This is a genomic window from Cobetia sp. 14N.309.X.WAT.E.A4 (genome assembly GCF_030397495.1).
GTDB classification, from domain to species: domain Bacteria; phylum Pseudomonadota; class Gammaproteobacteria; order Pseudomonadales; family Halomonadaceae; genus Cobetia; species Cobetia marina.
In genome coordinates, this window is the sequence record NZ_JAPNXT010000006.1 from 134,322 (window position 1) to 149,044 (window position 14,723).

Genomic DNA, 14,723 nt, shown 5'->3' on the forward strand with positions numbered 1-14,723 from the left:
GGCATCGCGCCTCGACAGGCAAAGAGCCCGACGAGCCCCCACTGCATGATGATGATCTAAGCCCGGTACGGGAGCCCATCTCCCCTGCCGGGCTTTTCGTTGCCATGCATGGCCGCGCTGTGCAACGCGCCTCATCGCTGACACCTAGTACCAATGGACGTCATTCACCGTCGGGCGTCCACATGCCAGAGGCGTATGGCTCAGATACACTCAACTGCTTGATTCAACTCACAGTAGTGCATCGGGATAGTCGGCACCTCAAGTGCGTGCCTTTCAGGCGACGCAGTTGATGACGAGATTTGAAATTTTTTTATGTTCGCCTACTTGAAAGCTGTCCTCTCGCCACCATAAAAGCGGTGCAATGGATAACGGCCTCGCCTCTGCGAGGCCCAACACTCGGTAGGCAACCCCATTGAACGCCAGACGTGCCGGCAAAGACCGGCAGATGGCGGGATTTACCATCAGGAGAACGTGAGCAATGAACATCCGTCCCTTGCACGATCGCGTCGTGGTCCGTCGCGTGGAAGAAGAACAGAAAACTGCAGGTGGCATCGTTCTGCCCGGCAGCGCTCAGGAAAAGCCGACGCGCGGTGAAATTCTTGCCGCCGGCAACGGCCGCATCCTCGAGAACGGTGAAGTTCGCCCGCTTGACGTGAAAGTCGGCGACACCGTCATCTTCAAGGATGGCTACGGCGTCGAGAAGCAGAAGATCGACGGCGAAGAAGTGCTGATCATGAGCGAGAGCGACATCCTCGCCGTGGTGGAAGGCTGATTTCCAGCGTTTCCGGTTTAAATGCTACGACTTACTGATTAAAGGTAGAGATAACAATGGCTGCAAAAGACGTTCGTTTCTCCGATGATGCTCGCAAGCGCATGGCGCGTGGTGTCAATGTCCTGGCGGATGCCGTCAAGACTACCCTCGGCCCGAAAGGCCGCAACGTGGTGCTGGAAAAATCCTTCGGCGCACCGACCGTGACCAAGGACGGTGTGTCCGTCGCCAAGGAAATCGAGCTGAAGGATCGCTTCGAGAACATGGGCGCCCAGATGGTCAAGGAAGTCGCTTCCAAGACTTCCGACGTCGCGGGTGACGGCACCACCACCGCCACCGTGCTGGCTCAGTCCATCGTCAATGAAGGCCTGAAGGGCGTGACCGCCGGCATGAACCCGATGGACCTGAAGCGCGGCATCGACAAGGCCGTCATCGAAGCCGTCAAGGCCGTGCGTGAGCTGTCCGTGCCGTGCACCGACACCAAGGCCATCGCCCAGGTCGGTACCATCTCCGCCAATGGCGACTCTCGCATCGGCGAGATCATCGCGGAAGCGATGGAGAAGGTCGGCAAGGAAGGCGTCATCACCGTCGATGAAGGCCGTGGCTTCGAAGACGAGCTGGAAGTCGTCGAAGGCATGCAGTTCGACCGTGGCTACCTGTCTCCGTACTTCGTCACCAACCAGGACACCATGGCGGTCGAGCTCGAAGACCCGTACATCCTGCTGGTCGACAAGAAGATCTCCAACATCCGCGAACTGCTGCCGGTGCTGGAAGGCGTCGCCAAGTCCGGCAAGCCGCTGGCGATCGTCGCCGAAGACATCGAAGGTGAAGCGCTGGCGACTCTGGTCGTCAACACCATGCGCGGTATCGTCAAGGTCGCGGCCGTCAAGGCGCCGGGCTTCGGTGATCGTCGCAAGGCCATGCTGCAGGACATCGCTGTCCTGACCGGCGGCACCGTGATTTCCGAAGAAGTCGGCCTCAACCTCGAGCAGGCCAACCTGGACCACCTGGGCACCGCCAAGCGCGTGACCATGTCCAAGGAAAACACCACCATCATCGATGGCGCCGGCAACGAAGGCGATATCGAAGCTCGTGTCTCCCAGATCCGCGCGCAGATCGAGGAAACCTCCTCTGACTACGACCGCGAGAAGCTGCAGGAGCGTGTCGCCAAGCTGGCCGGCGGTGTTGCCGTCATCCGCGTCGGTGCTGCTACCGAAGTCGAGATGAAAGAGAAGAAGGCTCGCGTCGAAGACGCCCTGCACTCCACTCGTGCAGCCGTCGAGGAAGGTGTCGTGCCTGGCGGTGGTACCGCCCTGGTTCGCGTCCTCAACCAGCTGACCGAGCTGAAAGGCGACAACGAAGACCAGACTCACGGTATCGCCATCGCGCTGCGCGCCATGGAAGCGCCGCTGCGTCAGATCGTCACCAACGCTGGCGAAGAAGCCTCCGTCGTGCTGAACAACGTCAAGGCAGGTGAAGGCAACTACGGTTACAACGCCTCCACCGGTGTCTACGGCGACATGTTCGAGATGGGCGTGCTGGACCCGGCCAAGGTGACGCGTTCTGCCCTGCAGTCCGCAGCCTCCATCGGCGGCCTGATGATCACCACCGAATGCATGATCGCCGAAGACCCGGAAGACAAGGCAGCTGCCGGCGGCGGCGACATGGGTGGCATGGGCGGAATGGGTGGCATGGGCGGCATGATGTAAGCCAGCCTCACCCCACGACTCACCCGTCGTGACCCGAACCGCTCCTGCGCAAGCAGGGGCGGTTTTTTCATGCCTGACATTCACGCTTCCCGCCGTGACATGCCTCGCTTGCACGGCGCAGGCCGCTACCTGACTCCTCTCGCCCGTCACGCTACACTAGGCGCCACTTTTTTGCGGCGACCTGAGACATTGCCTCTTCGTGATGACAGTGCATGACGCTGGCAGTACACGAGGCTGGCAGCGCATTGACGCCCACGATCAATGACGACAACCGCTCAGGCCGCGCGCCTCGCTTGCCCAGGATCTTCTTCTCATGACTGATACCTCCAGCTCTGCCTCGAGCCCTGCCACCCTCGACAATGTGCGTGTCGTGCTGGTGCAGACCTTCCATCCCGGCAATATCGGCGCTACCGCTCGCGCCATCCTGACCATGGGCATCAAGGACCTGGTGCTGGTCAACCCGCGCTGCTTCCCCGATGAGGAAGCCACACGCATGGCCAGCGGCGCCGCGGAGCTTCTGGAAAACGCCCGCGTGGTCGAGCATCTCGAAGACGCCGTCAATGACTGCCAGCTGGTCATCGGTGCCAGTGCCCGCCTGCGCAGTCTGCCGCTGCCTCACTTCGATGAGCCGAGCGAGATGGCCGCGCGCGTCATCGATACCGCCCAGGATGGCAAGGTGGCGCTGGTGTTCGGCCGTGAACGCTTCGGGCTGACCAACGAGGAGATCGGCTGCTGCACGCACCAGGTGTCCATCCCCACCAACCCCGACTACGGCATCCTCAATGTCTCCCAGGCCGTACAGGTACTCGCCCACGAGTGTCGCAGCGCCTGGCGTCGCACCCTGGAGCCAACCAGCGAGGCTCCGGTCGCGCGTCGTGAGGATGACCAGCTGCCGACCCGCGAGCAGCTCGGCCACTTCCACGAGCACCTCGGCCGTGCCCTGCGCGGTTCCGGCTTCCTCAATCAACCGCACTCACAGACCGAAGAGCGTCTGCGTGCACTGTTTGCCCGCGCCGAACCGACACGCCGTGAGCTGTCCATCCTGCGCGGCATGCTGGCCAACCTGGAACGCCAGACCGCGGCCGCTGAAGCCACCAAGCCCGATCAGAACGAGAACGACTAGACCACGCAGGGCTGGGCGGGGATGAGCCAATCAAGAGACGATGGGGCCGGCAACGACTGGTGCTTGGTCTGCTGGCCCGACCCGCCAATCCCACAGGCAGACTGTCAGCTCGACGTCATCGTCCTGACATGGATCAAGGCGCACGCTTGAACATCGTCCAGACTGTAGTGGTCACGACGATGACTCGCGACGGAAGGTGGCAGGGTCACGCAGACCCCGCCGCCCCTGTCGCCACCTCAGGCAAAGACTCCCGATGAGCGCGCGACAGCTCGCCACGAGAGGCGTCACGCCTGACCCTTGCAATGATGTTCATTGAACTCAAGGAGCGCCCACCATGACTCAGACAGCCTCTCTCAGCCCTCAGCAACTGGCCCGCGACATCCAGCAACTGGAAAAGCGCCTGCATCAGATCGACCCGACGGAGCAGCCGGCACAGTACCGCAGCCTCTACTGCACCATCTCCCTGCGCCAGATGCAGCTTCTCGCCCAGAACAGTCAGCGTGTGGACTCCGGGCATTCTCTCGCCAGCGGAATCAACCGGTAACGTCCGCACAGCGAGGACAGGGTGCACAGGCACGATCTCTGCACTTTCCAGACACGATCTCCGCACTTCCCGGACACGATCTCTGGACACAAAAAAACCGCCACCCCGAAGGGTGGCGGTTTTTTTCGTTCCTGCGCATGACATGCGTCGTGTGCAGGATACCGATTCGGAGACGCTGAGGTGGCAACCAGAGGCATGTCACCTCAGCGTGGATCCGGACATCCCGCCTCACGAGGAGGCGGAATGTCTCGGGATCACTCCTGACCCAGCTGCTGCTTGATCAGGTCACCGATGGTCGTCGGGCCGTTGCTCTCGACTTCCTGGGTACGCGGCTTGGCAGCATCGCGACGCGGTGCTTCCACCTGGTCCTTGGACTTGACGGACAGGTTGATCAGGCGGCTCTTGCGATCCACACCGACGATCTTGGCTTCGACAGCATCGCCGACGCTCAGGACGTTGCGTGCGTCTTCGACACGATCAGCGCTGATTTCAGACGCCTTCAGGATGGCGATGACGTCAGTGGCCAGCTCGACCTGAACTTCCTTGGCGTCGATGTCGACAACACGACCGGACACGATGGCGCCCTTGTCGTTGACGGCCAGGTATTCAGAGACCGGATCGCTCTCGAGCTGCTTGATGCCCAGAGAGATGCGCTCACGTTCCGGATCGATGGACAGGATGACCGCTTCAGCTTCTTCACCCTTCTTGTAACGACGCACGGCTTCTTCGCCAGCTTCGTTCCAGGAGATGTCAGACAGGTGAACCAGGCCGTCGATGCCGCCTTCCAGACCGATGAAGATACCGAAGTCAGTGATTGACTTGATGGTACCGGAGACACGGTCGCCCTTGTTGTGCTTGCCGCTGAAGTCTTCCCACGGGTTGGTGGTGCACTGCTTGATACCCAGGGAGATACGACGACGCTCTTCGTCGATGTCCAGAATCATCACTTCCACGTCATCGCCGACATTGACGACCTTGGACGGGTGGATGTTCTTGTTGGTCCAATCCATTTCGGACACGTGGACCAGACCTTCGACGCCCTCTTCCAGCTCGGCGAAGCAGCCGTAGTCGGTGAGGTTGGTGACGCGTGCGTTGATCTTGGCGCCTTCCGGGTAGCGAGCCTTGATGTTGACCCACGGATCTTCACCCAGCTGCTTGAGACCCAGAGACACACGGTTGCGCTCGCGGTCGAACTTCAGCACCTTGACGTTGATCTCGTCGCCGACAGCAACGATCTCGGACGGATGCTTGATGCGCTTCCAGGCCATGTCGGTGATGTGCAGCAGGCCGTCAACGCCGCCGAGGTCGACGAAGGCGCCGTAGTCGGTCAGGTTCTTGACGATACCCTGAATCTGCTGACCTTCCTGCAGAGTGGCCAGGAGGGCTTCACGCTCAGCGCTGTTCTCGGCTTCGAGGACGGCACGACGAGACACGACAACGTTGTTGCGCTTGGCGTCGAGCTTGATGACCTTGAAGTCCAGTTCCTTGTTCTCGAGGTGGGCGGTGTCGCGCACAGGGCGGACATCGACCAGAGAACCCGGCAGGAAGGCACGGATGGTGTTGATGTCGACGGTAAAGCCACCTTTGACCTTGCCGTTGATCACGCCCTTGACGATCTCGTCCTTCTCGAAGGCGGCTTCCAGCTCTTTCCACGCTTCGGCACGCTTGGCCTTCTCGCGGGACAGGCGGGTCTCACCGAAGCCATCTTCGACGGCTTCCAGCGCGACCATGACTTCGTCGCCGATGCTGATGGACAGCTGGCCACTTTCGTCACGGAACTGTTCAGACGGAATCTGACCTTCAGATTTCAGACCGGCATTGACAGTGATCCAGTCGCCATCGATATCGACGATGGTGGCGGACACGATTGCGCCCGGCTCCATGTTGATGTCCTGGAGTGACTGTTCAAATAAATCAGCAAAGCTCTCGCTCATGGTATTCCTACATGATCAACGTTTGGGGCGGCTTGCACCGCAGTCTCCGTACCACCAGCAAGCACGGGCCATATCTACATATCCCCGGGGGCGTTGACGCTGGTTCGAGATACACCGGCTTTCCGCTTGCCGCCGATGCACCCCATGACACCTGGCCGGGGGGTTGATGACACCGCAGTGTCATCTGGGTCGTGCCTTGTCCTGCGTCTCCGCTCGCAGAGCGAGCGAAGCCTGCCACTGCCCGGCCCGAAGGCCTTGATGCAGCAGCAGGCTATCAATCGATTGTCCTGACACAACAGGTACGCTTGCCGATGAAGGCCACGGACATGCCGTTTCAGCGTTCCGCCACCAGGCCATACTCGACCAGCAGCTGCTGGATGCGCTCGACCACCTGCTCGATGTCGAGATCCGTCGTATCGAGGATCACGCCATCATCTGCCGGCTTGAGCGGGGCGACTGCCCGGCCCATGTCGCGTGCATCGCGCGCCTGTATTTCTGTCAAAAGGCTCGAAATATTAGCATCCACACCCGCTTCCTGCAACTGGGCATGACGTCTGCGCGCACGTTCCTCGGCCGAGGCGGTGAGGAAGATCTTGAGCGGCGCCTCGGTGAAGACCACCGTGCCCATGTCGCGACCGTCGGCCACCAGGCCCGGCGCACGCGCGAAGGCACGCTGACGTGCCAGCAGTGCGGTGCGCACGCGCGGCTGGGCCGCGATGATGGAGGCGTTGTTGCCGACCGTCTCGAGACGGATGTCACGCGTGACGTCTTCACCCTCGAGAATCACGCGAGTGACATCCCCCTCGGCATCGAACTGGACATCGAGGTGCTCGGCGATGGTGGCCACCGCGGACTCGTCCTCCAAGGCCACACCGTGACGCTCGGCGGCCAGAGCCGTCAGGCGATACAGCGCACCGGAGTCCAGCAGGTGCCAGCCCAGGCTCGCCGCTACCAGACGGCTGATGGTACCCTTGCCGGCCCCGCCGGGGCCATCGAGGGTCAGCACCGGCTCATCGCTCACCTGGCTGTGATGCGGAGTCGCTTCACCACTCATGACGCCTCCTTTCCGGGTGCCACGGCACCGAGGTTCTCGACCTGCATGCCAACTTCACTGGCCAGCGCCACGAAGTTCGGGAAGGAGGTCGCGACATTGGCACAATCATCGATCAGGATCTCGCCCTGCGCACGCAGCGCCGCCACGCTGAAGGCCATCGCGATACGGTGGTCACCGTGACTGTCGACCAGACCGCCACCGTAGGCACCGCCACGGATGTCGATACCGTCGGCGACGACTTCGTGCTCGACACCGATCTGCGCCAGACCGTCCGCCATCACCTGGATGCGGTCGGATTCCTTGACGCGCAGCTCCTCGGCGCCACGCAGGCGGGTCATGCCCTCGGCATTGGCCGCCGCGATGAACAGCGCCGGGAATTCGTCGATGGCCAGCGGGACCTGATCTTCCGGGATGTCGATCCCCTTGAGCGGCGCATAGCGGATGTGCAGGTCCGCCACCGGCTCACCGCCGACTTCACGCTCGTTGGAGATGCTCAGATCGGCACCCATCGCCTTGAGGATGTTGATCACGCCGATGCGCGTCGGGTTGATGCCGACGTGCTCCAGCACCAGATCGGCACCCGGCGTGATGGCCGCGGCGACCAGGAAGAAGGTCGCGGAGGAGATGTCGGCCGGCACGTCGATCGGGCAGGCCTCGAGGCTGCCACCACCGGTCAGCCATGCCTCGGCGCCCTGACGCTCGACCTTGTAGCCGAAGCCGTTGAGCATGCGCTCGGTGTGATCACGCGTCGGTGCCGGCTCGATGGCGCGGGTCTCGCCTTCGGCGTAGAGACCGGCCAGCAGCAGGCAGGACTTGACCTGAGCGGACGCCATCGGCATCTCGTAGCGGATCCCCTTGAGCGGCTGACCACCGTGGATACGCAGCGGCGGACGGCCATTCTCGGCGGTATCGATCACCGCGCCCATCTCGCGCAGCGGGTTGGCGACGCGGTCCATCGGGCGCTTGGTCAGCGAGGCATCACCGGTCAGCTCGGTATCGAAGGCCTGACCGGCCAGCAGGCCGGCGAACAGACGCATCGCGGTGCCGGAGTTGCCGACATACAGCGGGCCCGGCGGCTGCTTCAGGCCGTTGAGGCCCACGCCATGAATGGTCACACGACCCTGATGCGGGCCTTCGATGACCACGCCCATGTCGCGGAAGGCCTGCAGCGTGGCCAGGCTGTCTTCACCCTCGAGGAAGCCCTCGACCTCGGTCACGCCGTTCGCCAGCGCGCCCAGCATGATGGAGCGATGTGACATGGACTTGTCACCCGGCACACGAATGCGCCCCTGAACCTGCCCACCCGGCAGTGCACGGTACCGCACGTTCTGCTGTTCCATTGTCTGATAACTCGTCTGTTTCAATAGGGTATTGAAGTAGTGTCGAGCGTGGCTGGCGCGGGTGAATATCCCCAGCATCGCCTCGCCATCGCCCGCGGTCACGGCAGCACGCACTCGCGCTACCCCGGCCTCGAATTCATCCAGCGCCTCCAGCACCGCATCGCGGTTGGCCAGATAGACGTCACGCCACATCACCGGGTCACTGCCCGCGATACGCGTGAAGTCGCGGAAACCGCCCGCCGCGTAGCGGAAGATTTCCAGGCGCTCATCCTGACGCGCCAGGCTGTCCACCAGCGAGAACGCCAGCAGATGCGGCAGATGGCTGGTGCGTGCCAGGACCTCGTCGTGGCGTGCCACGCTCATGTCCAGCAGCTGAGCACCACACACCGACCACATGGCGGCCACGCGTGCCACGGCCTCGGGGTCACTGTCCGGTTCCGGTGTCAGAATCACCTTGTGATCGCGATAGAGCTCGGGATTGGACGCCGCCACCCCGCTCTTCTCGGAACCGGCGATCGGATGCCCGAGCACCAGATTCGGCGGCATGTGACCGAACACGTCGATCGCCGCGTCGCGGATCGCCCCCTTGGTGCTGCCGACATCGGTGACCACCGCATCATCGTCCAGCAGCGGTGCGATCTCCGCCATCACGCCCTGCATCGCCATCACCGGCACGCACAGCACCACCAGCGAGGCGCCGGGCACCAGCCCAGCCAGCTGAGTACTGCCGCCATCGATCAGCTTCATGCGCTGACCGAGGCAGATCTCGTTGGAATCCCGATCACAGGCGAGAATCTCGCCGCGATGACCCGCCGCACGCAATGCGGCGGCAAGCGAGCCACCGATCAACCCCAGCCCGACCAGCAGGATACGCCGCTCGCCGGCCAGCCGCTCCGAGGACAGCATGTCCGCCGCCGCGCCAGTCACTGCCTGTTCCGACTCGCTCACAGCACACCGACCGGGTAGGACCCGAGCACCTTGACGTCCGCCGCGCACTGACGCAGCTCTTCCAGCGTCTCCGTGATGAGCGGATCATCACGGTGGCCACGGAAGTCGATGAAGAAGACATAGTTCCAGGCACCCGAGCGCGACGGCCGCGTCTCGACACGGGTCAGATCGATCTGGTGGCGGTGGAACGGTGCCAGCAGGTCATGCAGCGCCCCCGGCTGGTTGCGCATCGCCACCACGATGGAGGTCTTGTCATCACCGGACGCCGGCACCGAGCTGTCGCCGATGATCAGGAAACGCGTGGAGTTGTCGGGGCTGTCCTCGATCTTCTCCTCGACCTTCTCCAGCTCATAGAGCTTGGCCGCCATGTCACCGGCAATCGCCGCACTGTGCCACTCGGTGCGCACCTGACGCGCGGCCTCGGCATTCGAGGACACCGCGATGCGCTCGGCGTGCGGGAAGTGGGCATCCAGCCACTTGCGGCACTGGGCCAGCGACTGGGCGTGGGAATAGATGCGCGAGATCTTCTCGCGACGCGTATTCGGGCCCACCAGCAGGTGATGGTGAATGCGCAGCACCACCTCGCCGGAGATCTTGAGCTGCGAGCCCATGAACGAATCCAGCGTGTGATTGATGACGCCCTCGGTGGAGTTTTCCACCGGCACCACACCGTACTGCACCGCGCCGGCTTCCACTTCGCGGAATACCTCGTCGATGGCGGCCATCGGCTTGGTCACGGCGCTGTCACCGAAGTGCTTGAGCGCGGCCTGCTGGGTAAAGGTCCCTTCCGGGCCGAGATAGGCCAGACGAATCGGCTGCTCCAGCGCCAGACAGGCGGACATGATCTCGCGGAACAGACGCGCCATCTCCTCGCCCTTCAGCGGGCCGGGGTTGTCGGCCATGATACGGCGCAACACCTGGGCTTCACGCTCAGGACGATAGAACTGCACCTGGCCATCCTCGCCCACGTCGCCGGCCGCCATCTTGACCTCGGCCACCTGCTGCGCACAGCCCGCCCGCTCGCTGATCAGGCGCAGCAGCTCGCTGTCGATGGTATCGATGCGCTGACGCAGCTCGTCCAGCGTGACCGCCTTGGCAGCCACCTGCGGCGCAGGATTCTGCTTGGAATCCGTCATCTCACCTCTCCCTTAGCCGTGACGACGCGCGAAGTCGCCCATGAAGTCCACCAGCGCAGTGACGGCAGTTTCCGGCACGGCGTTGTAGAGACTGGCACGCATGCCACCGACACTGCGGTGACCGGCCAGATTGAGCAGACCCGCCGCCTCGGACTCGGCAAGGAAGGTCTTGTCGAGACGATCATCGGCCAGCACGAACGGCACGTTCATGCGTGAACGGTTCTCGGTGACGATCGGATTGGAGTAGAAGTCGTTGCCGTCGATGGCCGCATAAAGTGCCTGCGCCTTGCGATCATTGATCGCATTCATGGCATCGAGACCCCCGACCTCATCCTTCAGCCACTCGAACACCAGGCCTGAGAGATACCAGGCATAGGTCGGCGGGGTGTTGAACATGGAGCCCGCCTCGGCGGCCGTCTTCCAGTTCAGCATGGTCGGGCAGTCCTTGCGCGCACGCTCGAGCAGATCTTCACGCACGATGACCAGCGTCAGACCCGCCGGACCGATGTTCTTCTGGGCACCGGCATAGATGACACCGAAACGGCTGACATCCAGCGGCCCCGACAGGATGGAAGACGACATGTCACACACCAGCGGCACGCCATCCGCTGCCACCTCGGGAATGTAGTCGAACTCGAGGCCGCCGATGGTCTCGTTGGCGGTGTAGTGCAGATAGCCCACATCACCCGAGAGCTGGATCGCATTCTGACGCGGCACGGCAATCAGGCCATTGCTCTCGCTGGAGGCGGCCACATGGCTGCCCACGGCCAGATGCTCGGCTTCCTTGATCGCCTTCTTGCCCCAGATACCGGTATACAGATAGTTGGCGCTGCCGCCCTCGCCCAGCAGGTTCAGAGGCACCCCCGCGAACTGGGTGGAAGCGCCGCCCTGCATGAACAGCACGCGATAGTGGGACGGAATGTCGAGCAGTTCGCGCAGATCCGCCTCGGCCTTCTCGGCGATGGCCACGAAGTCGTCGGAGCGATGACTCATCTCCATGACGGACAGTCCGCGGCCCTGATAATCCAGCATCTCGGCGCGTGCGCGTTCCAGGACAGCGGTCGGCAGTGCAGCAGGACCGGCGCAGAAATTGAACTTGCGTGTCATGTCGTCTTAATTCCCGAAAGTGAAGCGACCGCCCCGAAGGCGGTCGCAATCCAGCGTCTTATTCCACGTCTGTCGGCGGGGTATCCGTCGACTCGGCAGCGTCTCCCGCCTGCACCTGTTCATCGGTGCTCAGCGCGTCCTTCTTGCCTTCTTCCTGACCCTCGACGTCGTGAGCGACCGTACCGTCTTCGTCGATCACCACGACATCTTCCGGCTCGTCGACACGCACCGTGGTCACCAGTCGCTCCTCTTCCGCCGTGCGGATCAGGGTCACGCCCTGAGTGTTGCGCGAGGTGATGGACACCTCGGCCACACGGGTCCGCACCAGGGTGCCGCGGTCGGTGATCAGCATCAGTTCATCGTTGTCGCTGACCTGAACCGCGCTGACCAGATCGCCGTTGCGCTCGCTGGTCTGCATCGCGATCACGCCCTGGCCACCGCGGCCACGCAGCGGGAACTCTTCCAGGCGCGTACGCTTGCCGTAGCCATTGGCCGAGGCCGTCAGGATGTAGCACTGCGGCACCTCACCGGTCGCGACGCCTTCATCCGTCGCGACATCAGTGGCTGCCACATCAGCGCTCTCGACGCCATCCGCCGTCACATCCAGCGAATCATCGAGGTCAGCCTCGTTGTCATCGATGGCCGTGGTGCGCGGGATGATCAGACTGATGACCTGAGCATCGCCGATCAGACGCATGCCGCGCACACCGCGAGCGGTACGGCCCATGACACGCACGTTCTGCTCCTCGAAGCGGATCGCCTTGCCGTTGGACGACAGCAGCATGACGTGGTCGGAGCCGGAAGTGATATCGGCGCCGATCAGACGGTCGCCTTCCTCGATGTCCAGCGCGATCAGACCGACGCTGCGCGGACGCGAGAACTGGCTCAGCGCCGTGCGCTTGACCGTGCCGTTGGCCGTGGCGAAGAAGATGTAGCTGTCGGCGGCGTAATCACGCACCGGCAGGATGGTGGTCACCCACTCGCCTTCCGCCAGCGGAATCAGGTTGACCAGCGGCTTGCCGCGCGAACCACGCGAGGCCTGCGGCATCTCGTAGACCTTGAGCCAGTACACCTTGCCCTTGTTGGAGAACAGCAGCACGGTGTCATGGGTCGAGGCGACCAGCAGGTGCTCGATGACATCCTCGTCCTTCATCGCGGTCGCCGACTTGCCACGGCCACCGCGCTTCTGGGCCTGGTAGTCAGACAGCGGCTGGGTCTTGGCATAACCGCTGCGCGAGACCGTCACCACCATGTCTTCCTCGTTGATGAGGTCTTCGATGGTCAGGTCGCGACGGCTGGTCATGATCTCGGTGCGGCGCTCATCGGCGTACTGGGCACGCACTTCACGCAGCTCTTCGCGGATGACCTCCATCAGGCGATCGGCAGAGGACAGAATCTCCATCAGCTCGGCGATGCGCTCGAGGATGGAGGAGTACTCGGCCAGCAGCTTCTCGGTCTCGAGACCGGTCAGGCGATGCAGGCGCAGCTCGAGGATGGCCTGGGCCTGGGCCGGCGACAGACGATAATGCCTGGCATCTTCAGACAGCCCCAGACCTTCCGGCAGGTCTTCCGGACGGCAGGAAGTGGCACCGGCGCGCTCGAGCATCTCGACCACCTGACCCGGCTGCCATTCACGATCGATCAGCTTTTCCTTGGCTTCCGCCGCGCTCGGCGAGCCCTTGATCAGCTCGATCACCTCATCGATGTTCGAGATCGCCACCGCCAGACCTTCAAGAATGTGGCCGCGTTCGCGCGCCTTCTTGAGTTCGAACAGCGTACGACGGGTGACGACTTCACGACGGTGACGCACGAAGGATTCCAGAATCTGCTTGAGATTCAGGATCTTCGGTTGACCTTCGTGCAGCGCGACCATGTTGATGCCGAACACGGTCTCGAGCTGGGTCTGGGAGAAGAGGTTGTTGACGACCACTTCACCGGACTCACCACGCTTGGTCTCGATGACCACGCGCAGACCGTCCTTGTCGGACTCGTCACGCAGCTCGGCGATGCCCTCGATCTTCTTGTCCTTGACCAGTTCGGCGATCTTCTCGATCAGACGCGCCTTGTTCACCTGGTAGGGAAGCTCGGTGATGATGATGTGGTCACGACCGCTCTTGTCGTGGTGCTCGATGGTGTGCACGGCACGCACATAGATGCGACCACGGCCGGTGCGATAGGCATCGAGGATGCCGGCACGGCCGTTGATGATACCCGCGGTCGGGAAGTCCGGCCCCGGGATGTATTCCATCAGCTCATCGATGGTCAGGTCGCCGTTGTCGATCAGCGCCAGACAGCCATCGATGACCTCGCCCATGTTGTGCGGCGGGATGTTGGTGGCCATGCCCACGGCGATACCGGAGGAGCCGTTGACCAGCAGGTTCGGGGTCTTGGTCGGCAACACGGCAGGAATGCGCTCGGTGCCGTCATAGTTGTCGACCCAGTCGACGGTGTCCTTCTCGAGGTCGGCCAGCAGCTCGTGCGCCAGGCGCGCCATGCGCACCTCGGTGTAACGCATCGCCGCGGCGCTGTCGCCATCGATGGAACCGAAGTTGCCCTGCCCATCCACCAGCACATAACGCATGGAGAAGTGCTGGGCCATGCGGACGATGGTGTCATAGACCGCACTGTCACCGTGCGGGTGGTATTTACCGATCACATCGCCGACGACACGGGCGGATTTCTTGTAGGCCTTGTTCCAGTCATTGTTCAGTTCGTGCATCGCGAACAGCACGCGACGGTGAACCGGTTTGAGGCCATCGCGGACATCCGGCAAGGCACGCCCGATGATGACGCTCATCGCGTAATCGAGATACGACTGTTTGAGCTCGTCCTCGATGTTGACTGGCAGTATCTCTCTGGCGATCTCACCCATGATTCGTCAAATCCTTGAACTCAACTGTTGGCGCCACTGCGGCAGCGACAATGTTTCGGGGCAGCAACCGTATTTCGGGCAGCATCAGGTTTCGGTCGCTACTGCAGCGCGGCAGTGGCGTGAAGCGGACACGGGGTGCCAGCTCCGCGGCACCGAAGTGGCGGGATTATATCACTTGCGCGCTCAC

10 protein-coding genes are annotated in these 14,723 nt (G+C 62.8%); 4 read left to right on the plus strand and 6 right to left on the minus strand.

Features of this window, described 5'->3' with window-relative positions; genetic code table 11:
- The first annotated feature begins 478 nt into the window (after positions 1 to 478).
- From OW493_RS10165 to OW493_RS10180, 4 genes are all read left to right on the plus strand, one after another.
- Positions 479 to 772 carry a co-chaperone GroES gene (locus tag OW493_RS10165; protein WP_043331438.1) on the plus strand — a complete coding sequence of 98 codons (294 nt, stop codon included), beginning with the start codon at positions 479 to 481 and terminating at the stop codon, positions 770 to 772.
- 56 nt (positions 773 to 828) lie between these two features.
- Positions 829 to 2,478 carry a chaperonin GroEL gene (gene groL / locus OW493_RS10170; protein WP_065392449.1) on the plus strand — a complete coding sequence of 550 codons (1,650 nt, stop codon included), beginning with the start codon at positions 829 to 831 and terminating at the stop codon, positions 2,476 to 2,478.
- 313 nt (positions 2,479 to 2,791) lie between these two features.
- Positions 2,792 to 3,601, plus strand: a complete 810-nt coding sequence (locus OW493_RS10175; RefSeq protein WP_289864024.1) for an RNA methyltransferase — start codon at positions 2,792 to 2,794, stop codon at positions 3,599 to 3,601.
- A 334-nt stretch (positions 3,602 to 3,935) separates the two neighbouring features.
- Positions 3,936 to 4,145, plus strand: coding sequence for a hypothetical protein (locus tag OW493_RS10180; protein WP_077375227.1), 210 nt, complete (start codon positions 3,936 to 3,938; stop codon positions 4,143 to 4,145).
- Positions 4,146 to 4,399: 254 nt separating this feature from the next.
- On the opposite strand, the gene rpsA is transcribed toward OW493_RS10180, so the two are convergent.
- From rpsA to gyrA, 6 genes are all read right to left on the minus strand, one after another.
- Positions 4,400 to 6,079, minus strand: coding sequence for a 30S ribosomal protein S1 (gene rpsA / locus OW493_RS10185; protein WP_077375230.1), 1,680 nt, complete (start codon positions 6,077 to 6,079; stop codon positions 4,400 to 4,402).
- A 334-nt stretch (positions 6,080 to 6,413) separates the two neighbouring features.
- Complete coding sequence (gene cmk, locus OW493_RS10190) at positions 6,414 to 7,133, minus strand: (d)CMP kinase (protein WP_289864026.1); 720 nt, start codon at positions 7,131 to 7,133, stop codon at positions 6,414 to 6,416.
- Positions 7,130 to 9,379, minus strand: a complete 2,250-nt coding sequence (locus OW493_RS10195) for a bifunctional prephenate dehydrogenase/3-phosphoshikimate 1-carboxyvinyltransferase (RefSeq protein WP_289864110.1) — start codon at positions 9,377 to 9,379, stop codon at positions 7,130 to 7,132. The genes cmk and OW493_RS10195 overlap by 4 nt, the downstream gene beginning before the upstream one ends.
- Before the next feature lie 38 nt (positions 9,380 to 9,417).
- Positions 9,418 to 10,524: a prephenate dehydratase gene (gene pheA / locus OW493_RS10200; protein ID WP_077375694.1), complete on the minus strand. Its 1,107-nt coding sequence runs from the start codon at positions 10,522 to 10,524 to the stop codon at positions 9,418 to 9,420.
- A 45-nt stretch (positions 10,525 to 10,569) separates the two neighbouring features.
- A complete protein-coding gene (gene serC, locus OW493_RS10205) occupies positions 10,570 to 11,664 on the minus strand; it encodes a 3-phosphoserine/phosphohydroxythreonine transaminase (protein ID WP_289864027.1) in 1,095 nt (364 codons plus the stop codon).
- 58 nt (positions 11,665 to 11,722) lie between these two features.
- A complete protein-coding gene (gene gyrA / locus OW493_RS10210) occupies positions 11,723 to 14,536 on the minus strand; it encodes a DNA gyrase subunit A (protein ID WP_084208008.1) in 2,814 nt (937 codons plus the stop codon).
- Positions 14,537 to 14,723: the final 187 nt, after the last annotated feature.

What these genes read in the sequence shown, in the direction of transcription:
- OW493_RS10165 (WP_043331438.1), top strand. Translation starts at nt 479, where the DNA reads ATGAACATCCGTCCCTTGCACGATCGCGTCGTGGTCCGTCGCGTGGAA.
- groL (WP_065392449.1), top strand. Translation starts at nt 829, where the DNA reads ATGGCTGCAAAAGACGTTCGTTTCTCCGATGATGCTCGCAAGCGCATG.
- OW493_RS10175 (WP_289864024.1), top strand. Translation starts at nt 2,792, where the DNA reads ATGACTGATACCTCCAGCTCTGCCTCGAGCCCTGCCACCCTCGACAAT.
- OW493_RS10180 (WP_077375227.1), top strand. Translation starts at nt 3,936, where the DNA reads ATGACTCAGACAGCCTCTCTCAGCCCTCAGCAACTGGCCCGCGACATC.
- rpsA (WP_077375230.1), bottom strand. Translation starts at nt 6,079, where the DNA reads ATGAGCGAGAGCTTTGCTGATTTATTTGAACAGTCACTCCAGGACATC.
- cmk (WP_289864026.1), bottom strand. Translation starts at nt 7,133, where the DNA reads ATGAGTGGTGAAGCGACTCCGCATCACAGCCAGGTGAGCGATGAGCCG.
- OW493_RS10195 (WP_289864110.1), bottom strand. Translation starts at nt 9,379, where the DNA reads ATGCTGTCCTCGGAGCGGCTGGCCGGCGAGCGGCGTATCCTGCTGGTC.
- serC (WP_289864027.1), bottom strand. Translation starts at nt 11,664, where the DNA reads ATGACACGCAAGTTCAATTTCTGCGCCGGTCCTGCTGCACTGCCGACC.
- gyrA (WP_084208008.1), bottom strand. Translation starts at nt 14,536, where the DNA reads ATGGGTGAGATCGCCAGAGAGATACTGCCAGTCAACATCGAGGACGAG.